The 19,346-nt window shown below is 48.9% G+C and carries 15 protein-coding genes and 1 pseudogene; 4 read left to right on the top strand and 12 right to left on the bottom strand.

Features of this window, described 5'->3' with window-relative positions:
• Positions 1-36: 36 nt before the first annotated feature.
• Positions 37-1,479, top strand: a complete 1,443-nt coding sequence (locus tag ADS79_RS11695; RefSeq protein WP_049738580.1) for an aminotransferase-like domain-containing protein — start codon at positions 37-39, stop codon at positions 1,477-1,479.
• Between the two features lie 104 nt (positions 1,480-1,583).
• On the opposite strand, the gene ADS79_RS11690 is transcribed toward ADS79_RS11695, so the two are convergent.
• Genes ADS79_RS11690 through zwf form a run of 4 tightly spaced genes read right to left on the bottom strand, consistent with a single transcriptional unit; the run spans position 1,584 to position 5,635 of the window.
• Positions 1,584-2,204, bottom strand: coding sequence for a cyclase family protein (locus ADS79_RS11690; RefSeq protein WP_049738579.1), 621 nt, complete (start codon positions 2,202-2,204; stop codon positions 1,584-1,586).
• A complete protein-coding gene (locus ADS79_RS11685) occupies positions 2,201-3,199 on the bottom strand; it encodes a Gfo/Idh/MocA family protein (protein ID WP_049738578.1) in 999 nt (332 codons plus the stop codon). Before ADS79_RS11685 ends, ADS79_RS11690 begins: the two co-directional genes overlap by 4 nt.
• Before the next feature lie 16 nt (positions 3,200-3,215).
• On the bottom strand, positions 3,216-4,118 hold the full coding sequence (gene gnd, locus ADS79_RS11680; RefSeq protein ID WP_049738577.1) for a phosphogluconate dehydrogenase (NAD(+)-dependent, decarboxylating): 903 nt from the start codon (positions 4,116-4,118) through the stop codon (positions 3,216-3,218).
• Positions 4,119-4,138: 20 nt separating this feature from the next.
• The gene (zwf, locus tag ADS79_RS11675; RefSeq protein WP_049738576.1) at positions 4,139-5,635 is read right to left on the bottom strand and encodes a glucose-6-phosphate dehydrogenase; all 1,497 of its coding nucleotides are present in this window, start codon (positions 5,633-5,635) and stop codon (positions 4,139-4,141) included.
• Between the two features lie 314 nt (positions 5,636-5,949).
• Here zwf and ADS79_RS11670 point away from each other — a divergent pair, with 314 nt between their 5' ends.
• Positions 5,950-7,152, top strand: a complete 1,203-nt coding sequence (locus ADS79_RS11670; RefSeq protein WP_049738575.1) for a saccharopine dehydrogenase family protein — start codon at positions 5,950-5,952, stop codon at positions 7,150-7,152.
• Positions 7,153-7,248: 96 nt separating this feature from the next.
• Here the strand turns inward: ADS79_RS11670 and kynB are convergent, their stop codons facing one another.
• Positions 7,249-7,866, bottom strand: coding sequence for an arylformamidase (gene kynB, locus ADS79_RS11665; protein ID WP_049738574.1), 618 nt, complete (start codon positions 7,864-7,866; stop codon positions 7,249-7,251).
• A 174-nt stretch (positions 7,867-8,040) separates the two neighbouring features.
• On the opposite strand from kynB, the gene ADS79_RS11660 reads away from it, so the two are divergent.
• Positions 8,041-9,237, top strand: coding sequence for an MBL fold metallo-hydrolase (locus ADS79_RS11660; protein WP_084765812.1), 1,197 nt, complete (start codon positions 8,041-8,043; stop codon positions 9,235-9,237).
• A pseudogene (locus tag ADS79_RS35845) lies at positions 9,234-9,520 on the top strand (ArsR/SmtB family transcription factor). Before ADS79_RS11660 ends, ADS79_RS35845 begins: the two are co-directional and overlap by 4 nt.
• A 168-nt stretch (positions 9,521-9,688) precedes the next feature.
• Here ADS79_RS35845 and pyrE read toward each other — a convergent pair.
• From pyrE to ADS79_RS11625, 7 genes are all read right to left on the bottom strand, one after another.
• Positions 9,689-10,324 carry an orotate phosphoribosyltransferase gene (pyrE, locus tag ADS79_RS11655; RefSeq protein ID WP_049738573.1) on the bottom strand — a complete coding sequence of 212 codons (636 nt, stop codon included), beginning with the start codon at positions 10,322-10,324 and terminating at the stop codon, positions 9,689-9,691.
• A gap of 24 nt (positions 10,325-10,348) precedes the next feature.
• A complete protein-coding gene (gene pyrF / locus ADS79_RS11650) occupies positions 10,349-11,065 on the bottom strand; it encodes an orotidine-5'-phosphate decarboxylase (protein WP_049739065.1) in 717 nt (238 codons plus the stop codon).
• A 35-nt stretch (positions 11,066-11,100) separates the two neighbouring features.
• Positions 11,101-14,313: a carbamoyl-phosphate synthase large subunit gene (carB, locus tag ADS79_RS11645; protein ID WP_049738572.1), complete on the bottom strand. Its 3,213-nt coding sequence runs from the start codon at positions 14,311-14,313 to the stop codon at positions 11,101-11,103.
• The gene (locus ADS79_RS11640; RefSeq protein ID WP_049738571.1) at positions 14,297-15,394 is read right to left on the bottom strand and encodes a carbamoyl phosphate synthase small subunit; all 1,098 of its coding nucleotides are present in this window, start codon (positions 15,392-15,394) and stop codon (positions 14,297-14,299) included. The genes carB and ADS79_RS11640 overlap by 17 nt, the downstream gene beginning before the upstream one ends.
• Before the next feature lie 86 nt (positions 15,395-15,480).
• Positions 15,481-16,761 carry a dihydroorotase gene (locus ADS79_RS11635; RefSeq protein WP_049738570.1) on the bottom strand — a complete coding sequence of 427 codons (1,281 nt, stop codon included), beginning with the start codon at positions 16,759-16,761 and terminating at the stop codon, positions 15,481-15,483.
• Positions 16,728-17,669, bottom strand: a complete 942-nt coding sequence (locus ADS79_RS11630; protein WP_049738569.1) for an aspartate carbamoyltransferase catalytic subunit — start codon at positions 17,667-17,669, stop codon at positions 16,728-16,730. Before ADS79_RS11630 ends, ADS79_RS11635 begins: the two co-directional genes overlap by 34 nt.
• Positions 17,670-17,881: 212 nt before the next feature.
• Positions 17,882-19,240, bottom strand: coding sequence for a solute carrier family 23 protein (locus ADS79_RS11625; RefSeq protein WP_049738568.1), 1,359 nt, complete (start codon positions 19,238-19,240; stop codon positions 17,882-17,884).
• Between the last annotated feature and the right edge of the window lie 106 nt (positions 19,241-19,346).

Genomic DNA, 19,346 nt, shown 5'->3' with positions numbered 1-19,346 from the left:
GTCTATCCGTTATACTAGGTGAAAGGAGGGTGGCACATGAAAAAGGAGATTTCTTCCGGCACTCTATCTGAGAAGCTGTTCGAGCAGGTTTATGATTATGTACTCGAACGAATTCGACGCGGAGAATGGAAGGCAGACGAGAAGCTTCCCTCAGTCCGGCAGCTCGCCGTAGAATTGAATGTACACCGGCTCACGGTGTTTAAAGCGTATCAATTGCTCAAACAAAATCAGCATGTATATGTCAAAGATAAATCCGGCTACTATGTCCAATCAAGCAGTATGCTGCAAGTCGCAAGGCAGGATGACCCCATCGTTTCCGCATACGTTCATAAAAGCCATCTCTCTGAAATCCATCAAGTGCAAGCTGCCTATCAATTTTCCATCGCTCTGCTTGACCCTAACCTTTTGCCGAATCTCTATTTTTCCGAGTATGTGAAAAAAGTTTTTGATCTGTACCCTAAAGTGCTCGGGACGTACTCGACAACGCAGGGAGATCTGGAGCTGCGCGAGGCGCTCTGTCACTATTTTACCAAGCACTATCGTTTCTTCCTGTCTCCCAGTGAGCTTTTGATTACCTCTGGCTCACAGGAAGCAATCGATTTAATTGCCAGGGTCCTGATCAAAAACAGAGATGTCGTGCTTCTGGAAAGACCGACGTACAGCCCTGCCATTGATGTGTTCAGGCGCCAAGGCGCTACTACGATTTCAGTCGAGATACATCCCTACGGCTATGATCTCGAAGAAGTAGAGCGGCTCATGCAGCAGCATAAACCACGGCTTTTTTATCTCAACCCTACCTTTCACAATCCAACGGGGTACGTAGTTCCTGCGAAGCAGCGCAAGCGCTTGGTTGAGCTTGCGGAAAAATACCACTGTCTCCTGGTCGAAGATGACCCGTGTCGAGATATTTATTTTGAAGAGGAGCCACCGCTTCCACTCTTTTCCTACGATACAGCAGGGTACGTCATTTATATCCGCAGCTTCAGCAAATATATAGCTCCTGGTCTTAGCATCGCAACTGTCGCTTGCCGCCCAGCCTGCATGAATTATTTGCTGAAGGCAAAATCGTTAGCAGATAGCGGATCACCTTTGTTGAATCAGAAGATTTTTTTGCACTACTTCTTTTCCGAACGGATGCAGCAGCATTTGGCGAAGCTTCGGACCGCCCTGGCCATGCGCAAAGAACTGATGGAAGCAGAATTGTCTGGCACCGGTTGGGAATGGTACAGTCCGACAGGCGGCTTTAATTTATGGATAAAGCTGCCTGTATCAACGCCGATGGATACCCTCTTGAGCAAGAGTATCGAACAGTCCATCACCTTTGTGCCCGGTTCTATCTGTGATCCTGTCCGCGAATTAACCACCTGGATCAGAATGAGCTACTCCTTTTTGAACGATCAGCAAATGCGGGAAGGGCTCAAGCGGTTTATCCAGGTAACGAAAGAGATTGTGCCACACGACAAGTGCGGGTCAGCATAGTGCATATAAATTCTTTTACGTGAAAGAAAAACCAGTCCAACACCGTGAGTGACAGTTCAGCTTTCCCTCACATGTGTCGGACTGGTTTCTTTTTTGTACTCTAATCAGATCGTGATTCCTTCGAACAAGAGCACTCTAGCTGGCGCCGCATCTGTCCCAATGAGCTTGAGAGGAGCTGCTACCATGAAATACTCGCCGTGTGGTACTTCCAGCAGGCGCAGTCCTTCCATTACGATGACATTTCCTGCAAACAAACTTTTGTGCGTCGGATGACCTTCCTGGCTACGCTCAATTCCGAGTGCATCGGTACCAACACCCCTCACCCCGATTTGTGAGAGGTAATCCGCTCCATCTGCTGCCAAGTATACAAACGAAAAAGAAAACGCCTCTTCCAATGAGTTTCTCGTTTTAAACAAGACAAAGTCATTTTTCTGGATTTGAAATGGCTCCAGATCCGCTTGTGTAATTCGGTCTTCCAGCTGTGTAAGATCTAGCAGCTTGCACATTCCAACTAGTTTTTCTATCGGAATGCTCTCCATTGTTTCCCCATCATTCACCATATGAAGCGGTGCATCCACGTGTGTACCTGTATGTACATCCAGCTCGATTCTGGATTCAGTTACGTAGCCGTTCGTGATTGTTTTAAAGCTTGGCTGCTTTTCTGGCTTGTTCTTGTAAACCGTCATTCCCTCATAAATAGCTCCGGTTACATCGTACATTTTCATGCTTTTCCTCCCCCTCGCTGGTCTGCTGGAAAAACAAGTCCAATCTGTTTTCTTGCTTCATCCATAATCTGCATCGCCAACAGTGAGGCGGTATGAGAATTCGTGGTTGATTCCTTCTCCCCCGCATGGAACAGGCGCATGAATTCCCTGATTTCATAGTGCATCGTTTTCGGTGTTTGGGCTCTTGTTACGTCTTCGATTCGCCCATCTCGGTAACGAATTTCTACCTTTTGCGGATGATTGATCTTGTCTATGACCATAGTGGCGTCTTCCCCCTGTATTTCAGCTGGGAGGTAGGAAGTCGTGATTTTTGAGTAGCTGATGACGGCATCATGCTCAGGGTACTTTAACAAAATGCTTCCTTCTCCATCGACTCCAGATTCAAGCATGACAGCCTCTGCTTTGATCTGGCTCGGTTCACCGAATAACACAATCAGTGGATAGAGACAGTAAATACCAATGTCCATCAGTGCCCCGTTCGCAAAGTTTGGATCAAAGGCGCGAAGAATCGTCCCTTCCTTGTAGGCATCATAGCGGGAGGAATATTGACAGTTACTCGCCACATAACGACGTATTTTTCCCAGCTTGTGCAAATTTTCCTGAATCGCGAAAAAATTGGGTGCAAGTGTTGATTTTACTGCCTCCATAAGCAAGACGTTATTCTTTTCTGCAGCAAGAAGCATCGCTTCTACCTCCTGTGCATTAGAGGCAAAAGGTTTTTCACACAGCACATGCTTGCCCAGATTCATGCATTGGATTGCTTGCTCGGCGTGAAAGGAATTGGGACTTGCGATATACACCGCATCGATGTGCTTACTTGCAGCCAGCTCTTCAACATCTGTAAACACATGCGGAGCACTAAATTTTTCTGCGAATTCATTGGCGCGATCGATCGTGCGTGAATAGACAGCCTGCAAAGAAAAGCCTTCTACCTCCTGGCCTGCTCGAATAAATTCTTCCGTGATCCAGTTTGTGCCGATGACGCCAAATCGCATAGTTCCTTCTCTCCTTTTACGCTTTTTCGTTTTTCTCGACGGCATGTCCGCCGAATTCGTTACGCAGGGCAGCAACTACTTTTCCTGTGAACGTATCTGTCTCCAGTGAGCGGTAGCGCATCAAAAGCGACATCGCGATGACAGGCGTAGCGACCTGTAAGTCCAGCGCCGTTTCGACCGTCCATTTTCCTTCTCCGGAAGAATGCATGACCCCTTTGATCTCTTCCAATGCTGGGTCCTTTGAAAAAGCTCTACCTGTAAGCTCCATCAGCCAAGAGCGTATGACCGATCCGTGATTCCACACTTGGGCTACTTTTTCATAATCGTATTCAAACTCGCTCTTTTCCAAAACCTCGAATCCTTCGCCAATCGCCGCCATCATTCCGTATTCGATTCCATTATGAACCATTTTCAGAAAATGCCCGCTGCCTGCCTTGCCTGCGTACAAGTATCCGTTCTCCACTGCTGTATCTCGAAAGAGGGGCTCAACCGTCTCCCACGCGTCGGCGTCTCCACCCACCATGTAACACGCGCCATGACGAGCGCCTTCCACCCCGCCCGAGGTGCCCGCATCCATATAGCGAATCCCGAATTTTTTTGCCTGCTCGTACCTGCGGATCGATTCCTTGTAATGTGAATTCCCCGCTTCAATGACGATATCGCCCTCAGACAATAACGGCGTGATTTCTTCTAATACCGTGTCCACAACTGCATGCGGCACCATGATCCAGACCACTCTGGGCGCTTCCAACTCGCGCACAAGCACAGGAAGACTTGCAGCAGCAACCGCTCCATAGCTGCTCAACTGTTCAACAGCCTGCGCATTGACATCGTAGACGACGACCTGGTGTTGATGCTCCAGCAGGTTTTGACCAAGATTGAATCCCATTTTGCCCAAACCGACCAAACCGACCTTCATTTTTCTTCTCCTCCTTTTACTCATCGGGAGTGTACGCCCGACATTTCACGTTCCCGCTCCTCGTCTTGCCACCACGAAAATCCTTGCTCCATAAGTAGCTCTGCAGACTCCTGAGGTCCGTAACTCCCAGCTGGATAGACATGCAGGGGAACCTGGTTCTGTGCAAATGCCTCTAAAATCGGCGTTACCCACTTCCAAGCCAGCTTTACCTCCATCCAATGTGCAAAATAAGTAGAGTCACCCTGTATAGCATCAGAAAGCAACAGCTCATACGCTTCCGGAGCTTGGCTTGCATCGGTAGAAAAATCAACGGTAACAGGCTCTAGCTTGCCACGCTCAGCTGCATTTTTTTGATTAACCTGCAGTGAAATACCTTCTTCGGGATTGATGTTGAGGATGAGCAGGTTTGGCGCTGTTTGCTGGTTGCGATAGCTACCCTCCAACGGATTTTTGAACTCGATAATGATTTTGGTCGATTTCTCTTTTATTCGTTTTCCCGTACGTATATAAAAAGGAACGCCAGACCAAAGTGGATCATCTATCCATACACGCAAAGCAACAAACGTATCTGTCATCGAATCCGCCTCTACCCCAGGCTCGTCCCTGTAACTGACCACGCTGTGCCCTTGCAGATTGCCTGCACCATATTGACCACGCACAACGCTCCTCATGACATCCTCTGTTTCCATTGGTCGGACAGCTTCCATCACCTTTCGCTTTTCCTTGCGAATTTCCTTTGCATTGATGCGATTTGGCAGATGCATTGCGATCATCATGAGCAGCTGCAGCATATGGTTTTGGACCATGTCGCGGAGCGCTCCCGCATGGTCGTAGTACCCGGCTCTATCTTCAACTCCTACAGTCTCGTTTGCTGTGATTTGAACATTAGCGATATATTTGTTATTCCAGATTGCTTGAAAGATTGGGTTTGCGAACTCGATTGCTTCGAGATTGCGCACCATCGGCTTGCCCAGGTAGTGATCGATTCGATAGATTTCTTCCTCGGCAAAGGATGCGCACAGCTTCTCGTTCAAGGCTTCCGCTGATTGCAGATCACGGCCAAACGGTTTCTCGATAATCAGCCGCTTCCAGCCCGTTGTCTCACATAGCCCGCTCGCTTTGATATGGCCTGCAATCACATCGAAAAACTCCGGAGCAACCGACAAGTAAAACAGGCGGTTTTGCGGAAGATTCCATTCTTGCTCACACTGAATAACCTGGCCCAGTAATGCCAGGTAATCATCTTTTTGCGTCACATCCACTGATACGTAGCGAATCGTCGATAAAAACGCATGGATGCAGGATGAATCGACCTCCCTGCGCTGTGCTGCGTCACTTACAGACTGCTCTACGCTTCGTAAAAATTCCGCAACTGTGTACGTCCTTCTCCCTACCCCGACGATTGCATAAGAGGCTGGCAGCTTTTGATCGACGTACAGGTTGAACAGGGCAGGGAATATTTTTCGTTTTGCCAAGTCCCCTGTAGCACCAAACAGCACAAAAGTCATTGCTTTCATCGTTGTTCTCCCTTTTCCTTCTTGGCATTCGCGAAGCTTCGCGGCACGATCTATACACCGTTATTATTAGAGAAAACGAGCCTATTATCAAGCAAAGGATTTACATGTTTTTCATATGCTCTTTGCGCATGGGACGTCTGAGTCAAATCATATACATAGAGTAAACACACATTCTCTTTTTACAAGGAGGTATCCATGAAATTGAATTTGAGATTACGCCCTCCAGAGTACGTAGGTCACAAAGAATTGTTTTTGGAAAAATGGTTGTTTCGAATGCGAAGATAGTCGGTTTGCCCATCAGGGAGGAGGACTCTATGCGAGTCGCAATCGTAGGCGTTGGTGGTGTCGGACAAGTAAGTGCGTGTGAATTGATAAAATCGCGTTACGTAACCAAGCTGGTTCTTGCTGATATTTCTATTGGTCCTGCAGAGGAGCTCGCTGCAGAGCTGCGTAGGGAAACAGATGTGGAGATTCAGGTAAAACGGGTAGATGCCCGCGATGTGTCGAGTGTGCAGGCCATTCTGGACGACATCGATCTTTTGCTTCATATCGGGCTTCCGGAAAACAATTTTGAAGTGATGAAAGCATGCCTGAATACAAGGACGCATTATATTGATACTGCTTCATCCGGTCCACAATGGTTGCGTAAACAACTATCCTGGAACGATCAGTTCCGCGCTGCCGGAATCCTGGGGATCATGGGACTGGGATGTGATCCTGGATTCTCCAATATTGCCGCCCGTTACGCAGTTGACCAGCTGGACGAGGTTGATGCGATTCTGATTCGGGACGGCGATAATTCGGTTGTAGATTATGACGGCTTTTGCTCCTATTTCAGTCCACAAACGGCGATTCAGGAATGTTTGGCCAAACCCAATTATTGGACTGTGGACAAAGGCGAGCAATACTTCCCTTCCCCTTTTGCGAATAAGGAAGAATTTGAATTCCCTGAGCCGATTGGCTGGCTGGACTGCTATCATGTCGAGCACGAAGAAGCCACGACCTTGGGAGAGACAATCGGTCGCGCCAAAGGCTGCAAATATGTGGATTTTAAATACGCGCTGCATCCCGACTTTGTTAACACCTTAAAAGTGTTGCGGTATTTGGGGCTGGACAGTGACGAAGAAATCGAGGTAAAAGGCGTGCGCGTCTCCCCGCGTGATGTAGTTGTGACCACGATGCCGAAGCCGGTTGATCTGGCTGGCAAGATTCACGGATATTCCAGCGTTGGCGCTCTCGTCAAAGGCATAAAGGATAACAAGCGAAAAGAAGTTTACGTCTACACGATCGCGAATCATGACGAGGTTTTTTACAAGACCGAATTCCAGGCGACGATCTGGCAAACAGGCATCCCACCTGTTGTTGCTGTGGACATGATTGCAGAGGGGCTTTTAACCACTACGGGCTGTATCCCTCCCGAGTTGATTGATCCGATCCCGTTTTTGACGAGACTCAAAGCTCGTGGCATGGCTTGGGATGTGATTGAAAAAACCTCTCCGCTTCTGCAAATCAGGTAGATCGTAAATTGAGATAAAAAGAAGAACCGTTCGCGCCACCCGGCTTGGACGGTTTTTCGTTGTTTCGTCTTGAACATGAACATGTAGTCAAATGAATTACCGGCGCAGTACTGCACGCACCGGGCTGCCATCTGCTTCCACGATGGATAAAGGCAAGGCGATAAGTTCATACATTCCTGGCTCTACATCATCTAACCATAGTCCCTCTAAGATGTGTATATCGTTTTGATGTAAGCCATGGTGGGCAGGCAATTCTTTGCTATCAAGCGGATCAACCGATGGCACATCAACACCAATCAGGCGAATTCCTTTTTCCGCAAGAAAAGGAGCTAAGTCCGGACGCAGATAACAAATCGTCTCTGGAAACTGCTCTGGATCACTCCAAGAGGACGTGCGCAGCAGCAGACGCGTGATGCCTGTCAGGTCAATCTGCGCCAAATCATCTGCACCAATGCTTTCTAGTCCCGATACATCAACGAGCTTTGCTTGACCCACATACAAATTCAAATCAAGCTCTGTTATCTTCCTGCCATCGTCGTCGAAATGAAAGGGAGCATCTACGTGTGTTCCTGTATGGATGCTCATCGTCAGCTTGCCTACATTCACAGAGCCACTATCGGACTTTGGCCAGCTCACTTCATACTGAAAAGGAGTATCCCCTGGCCAGGTAGGCATTCCTCGTTTGAGCGTGCGGGAAATATCGTAAAGTTTCATGCGTCCTCCTTTTGCTTCGCGCAGAATCTTTCGTTTAAATATTTCCAGATTATAGAATCATAGAAAGACTGTCAATATTCCTGCGTACGAAAAAGATAGGTACAGAAGGAATTTTGTTCATACACAGCCAATGATCTAGGAAAAGAAAATGAATAAAGTGAGGAGCGACCCTATTTGCGTATCATCACTCTATGTGGATCTACCCGCTTCAAAAAACAATTTCGTGAGGTGGAAGCTACTCTCACCCTGCAAGGCAACATTGTCCAGAGCCTCGGGTTCTTCGAGCAAAGTGACGGCATGATCATTACGTCTGAACAAGAAGCTCTGTTTGAACGTATCCACGCGAAAAAAATAGACATGGCAGATGAAATCCTCGTGATTGATGTTGGAGGCTATATCGGGAAGAGTACAGCGAAAGAAATTGCCTACGCCAAGCAGTTAGGAAAAACCGTACGCTACTACTCTGATTTGTCACCCCATGCTGCCCATTCCGAACTGGGGGATCAGGTGCGTGAAAAGCAGGAAATCGTTCGGCTCAATGACCATGTCTTGTATCTGCCTGCCAGTCATGAAACAGACCGCCCTATTCTCGCAGCCATATCAGGTACAAGCCGTACGTTGATTATGGACGCTGGCAACTCCCCCGCTCATGCAGCACTCTTTCTTCGCGGACTTTCTGTCTATGACCTTCCACGTACGGAGCTCATAGCGCTGACTCATTGGCACTGGGATCATATTTTCGGTTTGAGCCAAATGAATTTACCTGCAATCGCCCACGTCCGAACAAAATTCGAGATGGAAAAGCTGGCTGAAATGGCTTGGTCAGATGCGGCGCTCGATCAGCGCGTAGAGGAAGGCATTGAGATTTCCTTTTGTGCAGAAATGATCAAGAAGGAGCTTCCTGGACTTTTGCGCAACGAAATTTCCATTGTACCTCCTACCCTTGTTTTTGAAGATCGACTGGAAATCGATTTAGGACAGGTTACCTGCATCTTGCAGCATGTAGGTGGAGATCACGCGCAAGACTCGATCGTGTTGTATGTGAAGGAAACAAAGACACTTTTCCTTGGTGATTGTCTGGCACCCGATATTTACACGCGTGACTGGAACTATTCACCTGCCGCTTTTTTAGAGCTGCTGAGCAAGATCGAAGCCTTTGATGCTGACACCTATGTAGAGTCACATAGTGCTCCTATGCCGAAAAGCCAATTTCAGCGTGAAATGAATGAGATGAAGCAAATGGCTCAAGCCGTCATGCAAAATCGTGGAGATAAAAATACAGTACATGATCATCTAACAGAAGCGTTCAATCGTGAGTGGACACAGACCGATGATGAGCTTCTCGATTATTTTCTTAACGGCTATCGATGATAACAGATGGAGAAGGCTTTTATGAGAATGATCCGGTCCGCCAGCAAATCGTTGCGCTGCTCATTGACAAAGAGAGCATGAATGTCTCCCAGATCGCAGAGCACATACCCATGTCCAGACCAACCGTCTCCTACCACATAAACATTTTGAAGCAAGCTGGCCTGCTCCAAGTACAAAAAAAGGAACAGAGATGTACTACCGTCTGTTGGCGTCTACGGGACAGTACGAAGCCAAATCGCCAAAATCCTGTACGACCGACATCCTGAAATCGAACTGCTCCTAAGGGGAGTCATTCTTTCAATCTGAAGGTGTACAAATAATGGTTTAACATTGCCAGCATGACCATTACTGCCCACACTCAGCATCTCGATAAATCTCTATTGGTCCCAAAAAAGAGGCGGATACGATTTTAGAATCGTATCCACCTCTTTGGAGCAAGCCTTTTCCGTTATTATTCAAAAAAAGTGCGCGGCGATTTGCGCCATTCTCCCAAGATCTTCTCCTGCTCGGAAGTGATGACACCTTGCTCAGTTGCTGCCTCAAGCAGTGCCGTATAGTTGGAGATGGTGGTGCATGGAATGCCAGCGTCGGCAAACAGAGCTTCTGCGTCAGGGAACTGGTAGCTGAAAATCGCTACTACGCCAAGAACCTCTCCGCCCTCTGCTTGAACAGCTTGTGCTGCTTTCAGGGAGCTGCCGCCTGTTGAAATCAAATCCTCGATAACCACGACTTTTTGACCAGCTGACAAAGCACCCTCGATCTGATTTTGACGACCATGACCTTTTGCTTTATCACGCACATAAATCATTGGCAGATCAAGCAGCTCGGCTACCCATGCAGCGTGCGGAATTCCAGCTGTCGCGGTTCCTGCAACTACCTCAGCTTGTGGATAGCGCTCACGGATCAGCTCAGCAAATGCCTGGGCAATTTCACGACGCACCTGTGGATGAGACATGGTGATTCGGTTATCACAATAAATAGGAGATTTTATTCCAGATGTCCAAGTAAAAGGTTGATCCGGACGCAGGTGTACAGCACCGATCGAAAGCAAGCTGCCTGCAATCTTTTTGGAATTGGTATTTGTCATCTTGTTTCTTCCCTCCAGGTGATCTTATTTCCGGTCTGCTTCTACCGTTTGCACGATGCTTTGCCAAGTGGCAACGGGATCTTTTGCATTCGTAATCGCGCGACCAATCACGAGATAATCGCTCCCCAAGCGGAATGCCTCTTCTGGTGTTGTAATCCGAGTCTGATCACCCTGGTCCGCTCCGATTGGACGAATGCCAGGCGTCACGGTGACAAATTCGTAACCTGCTGCCTTTTTAATCATCGGAACCTCAAGTGGTGAAGCGACAACCCCGTCCAAACCAGCCTGCTTTGTCAGCATGGCATAATGTACGACTACATCTTCAACCGAGCCTGGAATCATCAATTCCTGATTCATCGTAGAAAGTCCAGTAGAAGTAAGCATGGTTACCCCGATCAGGATGGGACGAGCAGCACCTGCTGCTGTCCCCTGTTCCAGTCCTTCTCTCGCTGCTGCCATCATGGCAATACCACCGGCTGCATGTACATTCACCATGTCTGCTCCCAGACGCGCGAGGCTTCTCATTGCACCTTTTGCCGTATTCGGGATATCATGCACCTTGAGGTCAAGAAACACCTTCAGTCCCTTTTCTTTCAAGTAGGATACGATAGCGGGCCCTTCTGCATAAGCAAGCTCCATCCCTACTTTTACATAGCGAATATGTCCTTCCAATGGCTCTATGCACTGCTTCACTTCTTCCAGTGTGGAAAAGTCGAGCGCAACGATCATGCGCTCACGAATATCTACTGTTTGTTGCACACTACTCTCCCCCTTTTCTATACCGTCACCGTTACTTTTGCTCCTGCCATTTGTGCTGGCATCGCTTCCGTAGAGAACGTAATGGTCTCAAGCACATGCAGCAAAGCTGAAGCCGTATCCAGCGAAGTCAGGCAAACCGCTCCATTTTCCACCGCTTCACGGCGAATTCGGAAGCCATCGCGCTGTGGTGTTTTGCCTTTGGTTAATGTATTGAGCACGATGTTCGCTTCCCCGGTATGAATCACATCCAACAGGTTTGGTGTGCCTTCAGACAGCTTGTTGATACGTGTTACTGGCAGTCCAGCCTGTTCCAGATAATCTGCCGTGCCAGCGGTCGCCATCAGCTTGAAGCCGAGGTGACGGAAGCGTTTTACGATATCCAATGCTTCTTCCTTATCTTTATCGGCTACTGTTACGAGCAGCGTACCTTGTGTCGGGATATTCATGCCAGCTGCAACCAAGCCTTTGTAGAGCGCTTTGGCCAGCGTGCTCTCACGTCCCATTACTTCACCAGTAGATTTCATCTCAGGACCGAGAGTAATGTCTACACGGCGCAGCTTGGCAAAGGAGAACACTGGTACTTTTACCGAAACCACTTTTTCCTCTGGATGATAGCCAGGTGTAAAGCCTTGATCCACGATCGAGTGTCCGAGAATCGCCTTGGTTGCGATATTGGCCATCGGAATTCCTGTCACTTTGGAGAGGAATGGCACCGTACGGGAGGAGCGAGGGTTTACCTCGATGACATATGGACGATCTTTGTAGATAACGAACTGGATGTTGAGCAAGCCTTTGATTTGCAGCGCTTGAGCCAGCTTTGTCGTCATTTCGACCAGCTCATCCTTGATCGCTTGCGACAGGGATTGTGGTGGATATACCGCAATCGAGTCACCCGAGTGAACCCCTGCACGCTCGATATGTTCCATAATTCCTGGGATCAGAACATTTTCGCCATCGCAGATCGCATCTACTTCGGCTTCTACCCCTACCATGTACCTGTCTACGAGTACCGGATGGTCAGGATTGACCTTTACCGCTTTTTCCATGTACTCCAAGAGCTCAGGCTGGTTATAGACAATCTCCATCGCACGTCCACCAAGGACATAGGATGGCCGCACCAGGACTGGGAAGCCCAAGCCTTCCGCAGCGACAACTGCTTGCTCTACGGATGTTACTGTTTTTCCTGGCGGTTGAGCGATGTTCAGCTCGCGCAAGAGTGCTTCAAACTTCTCGCGATTTTCTGCCGCATCGATATTTTCCAGACTCGTTCCCAAGATTTTGATCCCACGTGCAGTCAGCTTGTCGGCCAGGTTGATCGCGGTTTGACCGCCAAACTGTACAATGACACCCTCTGGTTTTTCTGCATCCAGAATGTTCATCACATCCTCGATGTACAGCGGTTCAAAGTAGAGACGGTCGGAGGTATTGAAGTCGGTTGAAACGGTTTCCGGGTTGTTGTTCACGATGACCGCTTCATAGCCTGCTTCTCTCAATGCCCAGACAGCATGTACAGTCGCATAGTCAAACTCAATCCCTTGGCCGATTCGGATCGGACCGGAGCCAAGCACAACTACCCGTTTTTTTCCTGTTTCGATACGTTCGTCCTCAGTCTCATAGCTGGAGTAGTAGTATGGTGTTTGTGCTTCGAACTCAGCTGCGCAAGTATCCACCATTTTATAAACCGGAACAAATCCGTTTTCTTTGCGTAGTTCACGAACTGCATCCTCTGTTTGACCAGAGAGCTCTGCAATTTTTCTATCTGTAAAGCCCATACGCTTGGCTTCATACAGCTTTTCAGTCGTCAAGCCCTGTGCCAATTCCGCTTCAAAAGCAACCATTTTGTGGAACTTGTGCAGGAAGAACAGGTCGATGTTGGTCAGCGCATGCAGCTCGTCGATTGTCCAGCCGCGACGCAGCGCTTCAGCCAGAAGGAACAAGCGCTCGTCGTCGGCTTGTACGAGGCGTGCTTTCAGTTCTTCAACCGGAATGTCTGCTGCACCTTTGATTTCGATATGGTAGCTGCCGATCTCGAGGGAACGGATTGCTTTCATGATCGATTCTTCAAATGTACGTCCGATCGCCATGACTTCGCCTGTTGCTTTCATCTGTGTACCGAGCTTGCGATTGGCAGACTGGAACTTGTCAAACGGCCATCGTGGGATTTTGCTGACGATGTAGTCCAGTGTTGGTTCAAAGCATGCATATGTTTGGCCGGTTACCGGGTTTTTCAGTTCATCCAGCGTGTAACCAATCGCGATTTTTGCAGCCATTTTGGCAATCGGATAACCAGTTGCTTTGGAAGCAAGTGCAGAGGAACGGCTCACGCGCGGGTTAACCTCGATCACATAGTATTGAAAGCTGTGCGGGTCGAGTGCGTATTGGACGTTGCAACCGCCCTCAATCCCCAGTGCACGAATAATGTTCAGTGCGGAGGAGCGCAGCATTTGGTACTCGCGGTCAGCGAGTGTCTGGCTTGGTGCGACTACAATCGAATCTCCTGTATGAACGCCGACTGGGTCGATATTTTCCATATTGCAGACCACGATGCAGTTGTCGCTTGCATCACGCATCACTTCATACTCAATTTCCTTCATACCTGCAATGCTCTTCTCGATCAGGCATTGCGTGATCGGCGAGTATTTCAAGCCACTTGCGACAATTTCACGCAGGCTCTCTTCATCGTCACAAATACCTCCGCCAGTTCCACCCAAGGTGTAGGCTGGACGTACAATGATCGGATAGCCGATCTCATTTGCGAAGTTTACAGCTTCCTCTACTGTACTTACAATTACGGATTCTGGTACAGGCTCACCCAGCTCATTCATCAGGGCGCGGAACAATTCGCGATCCTCCGCCTGCTTGATCGACTCCAGCTTGGTGCCGAGAAGCTTTACATTTTCTTGCTCCAGTACTCCTGCTTCGGCAAGCGCTACTGCCATATTCAAGCCTGTTTGCCCACCCAGTGTCGGCAAAAGTCCATCTGGCTTTTCTTTGCGAATGACACGCGCCACGAATTCTGGTGTGATCGGTTCGATGTATACTTTATCCGCCATGTTCGTATCAGTCATGATGGTTGCTGGGTTGGAGTTAATTAGAACAACTTCCATTCCCTCTTCTTTCAAAGCTTCGCATGCTTGTGTGCCTGCATAGTCAAACTCAGCTGCTTGCCCGATAACGATAGGACCGGAACCGATCACGAGGATCTTTTTTAGATTAGCGTGTTTTGGCATGAGTTTTCTCCTCCTTAACGTTATCCATCATTGCAAGAAACTGATCAAACAAGTAGCCGGAGTCATAAGGACCTGGCGCTGCTTCCGGGTGATATTGAACCGAGAATGCGTTCTTCGATACGTTGCGAAGTCCCTCAATCGTTCCGTCATTCAATGCGATATGTGTAATTTCCAGCTCTGTGCCAGCCAATGATTCTTCCTCGACCGCATAGCTATGGTTTTGAGAAGTAATGTACGTTCTGCCTGTAGGTAATTCCTTCACTGGATGGTTTCCACCACGGTGACCAAATTTCAATTTGATAGAATCAGCGCCGGATGCGAGTGCAAACAATTGGTGACCCAGGCAAATTCCGAAAAGTGGGTATTCTCCCAATATCCCGCGAATCATCTCTACTGCTACTGGCACATCTTTTGGATCTCCAGGTCCGTTCGAGAGCAGGATGCCATCCGGCTGAATACGGCGAATCTCTTCTGCTGTTACGTTGTAAGGCACAACCACCACATCGCAGTTACGCTTTGTTAGCTCGCGCAAAATCCCGTGCTTGGAGCCGAAATCCACCAGCGCTACGCGATGTCCTGTTCCTGGGCAGCTGAAGACGCTTTTAGTAGAGACACGTGATACCTGGTCTGTCATCAGCTCTGTGCCTGTAAGTGCCGCGACCAACTCAGCAAGTGGAGCTTCACTGGTCGTAATCAAGCCTTTCATCGTTCCGTGGTAACGGATTTTTCTGGTCAGCATCCGTGTATCAATGCCTGCGATTCCCGGTATGTCATATGTTTTCAAAAGCTCATCGAGTGTGTTCGTATTGCGCCAGTTGCTTGGCATGTCACAGTGTTCCCGTACCACAAAGCCGTGAATGTATGGGCGCACAGCTTCAAAGTCGTCCCGATTAATACCGTAATTGCCGATCAATGGGTAGGTCATCGTTACGATTTGTCCGCAATAAGACGGGTCTGACAAAACCTCTTGATAACCTGTCAGTCCTGTATTGAACACGACTTCCCCGTAGGACTCCTTCGTCGCCCCAAAAGCTGTACCGATAAACTCTGTTCCGTCTTCCAAGATCAATCTAGCACGCATCTAACGCTCCTCCTTCTGTATCGGGCAAGACGCCACCGTCTTACCCGTTTTGCCAGCTTGTGCTTGCTTGGCTGCTCTCTCTTTTTCTAGCCCTCTTGATGTACGATTTTGCCATCTACCAGTGTCAGGATTGGCCAGCCCTTGCACGCCCAGCCTGTAAACGGTGTATTGGTTCCTTTGCTCGCAAAGGTTGTCGGATCGATCGTTTTATCTGTTTCTAGATCAATGACAGTCAAATCGGCAGGTGCTCCTACTTCCAAGCGGCCGTATGGCAGTCCAAATGCAGCAGCGGGTTTAATCGTCAGCAGCTCCACCAGCGTTTTCAGCGTCAGCTCACCCGTTTGAACCAGATGCGTATAGAGCAGTGGGAAAGCTGTCTCCAGTCCGACGATTCCGAACGGAGCACGGTTGATGCCGTTTGCTTTTTCTTCTGCTGTATGTGGCGCATGGTCAGTGGCAATCATATCGATCGTGCCATCCTTCAGTCCTGCAATGAGTGCAGCGCGATCCTCGCGGGAACGAAGCGGCGGATTCATTTTCCAGTTTGTATCGAGACTGTCTGGAATATCCTCATCACACAAGAGCAGATGGTGCGGAGTCACTTCGCAAGTGACGTTCACTCCTGCACGCTTGCCATCCCGTACGAGACGGACAGATTCTTTAGCACTGATGTGGCATACATGGTAGTGGACACCAGTTTGTTCTGCCAGCAAAATGTCGCGTCCTACGTGGATCGATTCGGATTCAGACGGGATACCTGGCAGTCCATGACGGGCAGCTACAACTCCATCATGTAGAGCCGCGCCCGGGATCAACAGGTCCTCATCCTCACAGTGAGCCACGATGGAAATTCCGAGCTCAGCTGCTGCTTTCATCGCCGTTTTCATCATGCCTGTAGATTGTACACCCACCCCATCATCGGTCAGGGCAAAAATACCCGCTTCTTTCAATCCAGCGAAATCGGTCAGATCTTTGCCCAGCTGGCGGATCGTAATCGCACCGTAAGGAATCACACGTGCCATACCTGCCTCGCGTGCTTTGTCCAAAATGTACTTCACGGTCTCCACGCTATCGATGGAAGGGCGCGTATTGGGCATGCAGGCGATGGTTGTAAAGCCGCCTTTCACCGCTGCTTTTGCTCCTGTTTCGATTGTTTCTTTATGTTCAAATCCAGGCTCGCGCAAATGAACGTGCACGTCGATCAGGCCAGCGCTGATCATTCCGCCTTTGCAATCGACCCATTCGTGACCTTCTCGCGCTATTGCCTCGCCGATTGCCTTGATTTGTCCCTCTTCAACCAATATTTCTACCGGGATAAGCTCTCCCGCTTGATTTAGTATGTTGCCGTTGCCAAGGATGGTTCCCATGTCATTTCGCTCCCTTTCAGTAATGTTTCTAGTACTGCCATGCGTGCTGCTACTCCGTTGGTTACCTGTCTTTGAATCAGTGATGTCTCACACTCTACCAGGTCTGTATGAATCTCTACGCCACGATTCACTGGTGCCGGGTGCATAATCACCGCGTCAGCTTTCATCATTTTGGCACGCTCTAGGGTCAATCCATGTGCCTGATGATATTCTTCCTTTGAAATGTAGAGTGATTCCGTGTGACGCTCCAATTGCACACGGAGCATCATAACTACATCCGCTGTCTGGACAGCCTCTTCCATGCTCACAATTTTCACACCATCTGGAACTTGTGCCGGCATCATAGTCGTCGGTCCAGAGAGGATCAGATTGATACCGAGCTTCGGCATCGCGTGCAGATGTGATCCAAGTACACGGCTGTGGCGCAGGTCGCCGATAATCGCGACGGTGAGTCCTGCCAGCTTGCCGAATTGGCGTTTCATGGTCAGCAGGTCCAGCAGACATTGTGTCGGGTGCTCATTTGTTCCGTCCCCTGCATTGATCAGCTTCATATCGACTGTTTCTGCGAGCTCTTGCAAAAGTCCCTCTTTTTTCGTGCGGATGACAGCTGCCTCCACGCCCATTGCTTCCAGCGTGCGGATGGTGTCATATACCGTTTCACCTTTTACCGCGGAGGAGGTTTCAGGTATGAAGTTTAATACGTGGGCACCCAGTCTCTTTTGGGCTACTTCAAAAGAGAAGCGGGTTCTGGTGCTGGCTTCAAAGAACAGGTTCGCCACAAAGCGTCCGTGCAAAATAGTTGCCTGCTCGGCAGGGCGATTCGCCCAGTACTCTGCACGGTTCAGCAGTTGAATCATCTGTTCCTTGGTTAAATCTTTCAAGCCAATCAGGTGCGCCATGTTGTTCATTTTGAATTCCTCCGTTTTCTCTGATTTATAAGAAAACCTCTACCGAGGCTTGTTCATGGTGGAGCGAAAGAAAAAGCTTCTTGAATCGCTTTGCCGTTTTAAGTGGGCAAGCGAGACAAGAAGCTGTGTAGTCCGCCGATTTTGGGCGTCTTTAAACAGCGTTCTATGCCTTGCCAGCCTCTCGGGACTGGATTTAAAGGAATGCGAACGTATCAAGCTGTTTCTGTATTCTGTTCCTGCTCGCGGTTTGCCTCACCCATCGCTGCTTCCTTGCCTGGCAGAATCACATGCAGAATGATGCCCAGGAAGGTAGAGAACGCGATATTGTCGATGGTTAAATCGCTTAAGGCACCTAAGCCCGCGAAGCTGATTTTATATCCGCCGATTCCGGTAACCAGAATCGCTGCAGCGACGATCATGTTGCGTTTATTGGCAAAGTCTACTTTGTTTTCAACATACATCCGCAGACCCTGCGCTGCGATGATTCCGAACAGGATGATGGAGACTCCACCCAAGACCGGAGTCGGAATGCTCATCAAAAGCGCGCTGATTTTACCGATGAAGGCGAACAGGATGGCCATTACAGCTGCAAGTGCGATCACGACTCGGCTGTAAACCCGTGTGATGGCAAGTACACCGATGTTTTCCCCATACGTCGTAGCTGGTGGCCCCCCGATAAAAGCTGCCAGCGAAGTGGCGATACCATCTCCGAGCAAGCTGCGGTGCAGTCCCGGATTTTTCATCAAGTCACGATCCATGACCTTGCTTGTTACGAGCAGGTGACCCAAGTGCTCAGCGAGTGTAACAAACGCTACCGGAGCGATAACCAGTGCTGCGATCCATGCGGATGGCTGCGTGATAACTTCTGCTACTGCACCGAATTTGAAGTGTGTAGTGAACATGTCTCTAAAGCTTACGAACACAGGTGCGACAGCTACCTTTTGAAAGTCAATCAAGCCAGGGTGGCGCAAGAGCGTGTACACATACCCTACAATAATTCCGATCAGGATTGGAATCAGTCCGAAGAATCCGCGCAGCATAACCGCTGCAAGAATGGTCACAATCAGAGTAACCAGTGAGATTTCAATGGATGTAAGTGACATTTGTGATTGACCATCTACCGTCACTTTTGTTGCCATATCTACTGCTACGCCTGCAAGGCTTAGTCCGATTACTACGATAACCGATGCGATTACAACAGGAGGCAGTATCTTGTCTAGCCACTTGACTCCAGCCTTCTTCACAATCGCAGCAACGATGATGTACACAATCCCGGAGAGAAAGCATCCCAGTAGGGCAGTTCCTACACCGTGCGACGCAGTAACAGCAATGATCGGTCCGATGAAGGCAAATGAGGAACCAAGGTAATTCGGAATTTTGCCTTTTGTAATCCACAGGAACAACAGCGTTCCAATACCGCTTGTGAACAGGGCGGTGGCTACATCCAGTCCAGTCAGGATTGGTACGAGTACAGTCGAACCAAACATGGCGAACAGATGCTGAATGCTAAGTGGCAGCAATCGAGATATATGTGGTGTTTCGTCTACGTCTACAAAGTTTTTTTGGCTCATGACCTTATGTTCCCCCTGTGTTCCTTATTTCTTTCGCTCAAACAAAAAGCCTCTATGTGCGGACACAAAGAGGCTAGCTTCTCCATCATCTAGTGGGAAGACTTCT

Origin of the sequence: Brevibacillus reuszeri (assembly GCF_001187725.1) — a bacterium.
Classification (GTDB): Bacteria; Bacillota; Bacilli; order Brevibacillales; family Brevibacillaceae; genus Brevibacillus; species Brevibacillus reuszeri.
Note: the sequence above shows the minus strand (reverse complement) of the source record. Positions and strands in the feature narration are given on the sequence as shown.

Coding starts and splice junctions, on each gene's coding strand:
- ADS79_RS11695 (WP_049738580.1), top strand. CDS start 37: ATGAAAAAGGAGATTTCTTCCGGCACTCTATCTGAGAAGCTGTTCGAG.
- ADS79_RS11690 (WP_049738579.1), bottom strand. CDS start 2,204: ATGAAAATGTACGATGTAACCGGAGCTATTTATGAGGGAATGACGGTT.
- ADS79_RS11685 (WP_049738578.1), bottom strand. CDS start 3,199: ATGCGATTTGGCGTCATCGGCACAAACTGGATCACGGAAGAATTTATT.
- gnd (WP_049738577.1), bottom strand. CDS start 4,118: ATGAAGGTCGGTTTGGTCGGTTTGGGCAAAATGGGATTCAATCTTGGT.
- zwf (WP_049738576.1), bottom strand. CDS start 5,635: ATGAAAGCAATGACTTTTGTGCTGTTTGGTGCTACAGGGGACTTGGCA.
- ADS79_RS11670 (WP_049738575.1), top strand. CDS start 5,950: ATGCGAGTCGCAATCGTAGGCGTTGGTGGTGTCGGACAAGTAAGTGCG.
- kynB (WP_049738574.1), bottom strand. CDS start 7,866: ATGAAACTTTACGATATTTCCCGCACGCTCAAACGAGGAATGCCTACC.
- pyrE (WP_049738573.1), bottom strand. CDS start 10,324: ATGACAAATACCAATTCCAAAAAGATTGCAGGCAGCTTGCTTTCGATC.
- carB (WP_049738572.1), bottom strand. CDS start 14,313: ATGCCAAAACACGCTAATCTAAAAAAGATCCTCGTGATCGGTTCCGGT.
- ADS79_RS11640 (WP_049738571.1), bottom strand. CDS start 15,394: ATGCGTGCTAGATTGATCTTGGAAGACGGAACAGAGTTTATCGGTACA.
- ADS79_RS11635 (WP_049738570.1), bottom strand. CDS start 16,761: ATGGGAACCATCCTTGGCAACGGCAACATACTAAATCAAGCGGGAGAG.
- ADS79_RS11630 (WP_049738569.1), bottom strand. CDS start 17,669: ATGAACAACATGGCGCACCTGATTGGCTTGAAAGATTTAACCAAGGAA.
- ADS79_RS11625 (WP_049738568.1), bottom strand. CDS start 19,240: ATGAGCCAAAAAAACTTTGTAGACGTAGACGAAACACCACATATATCT.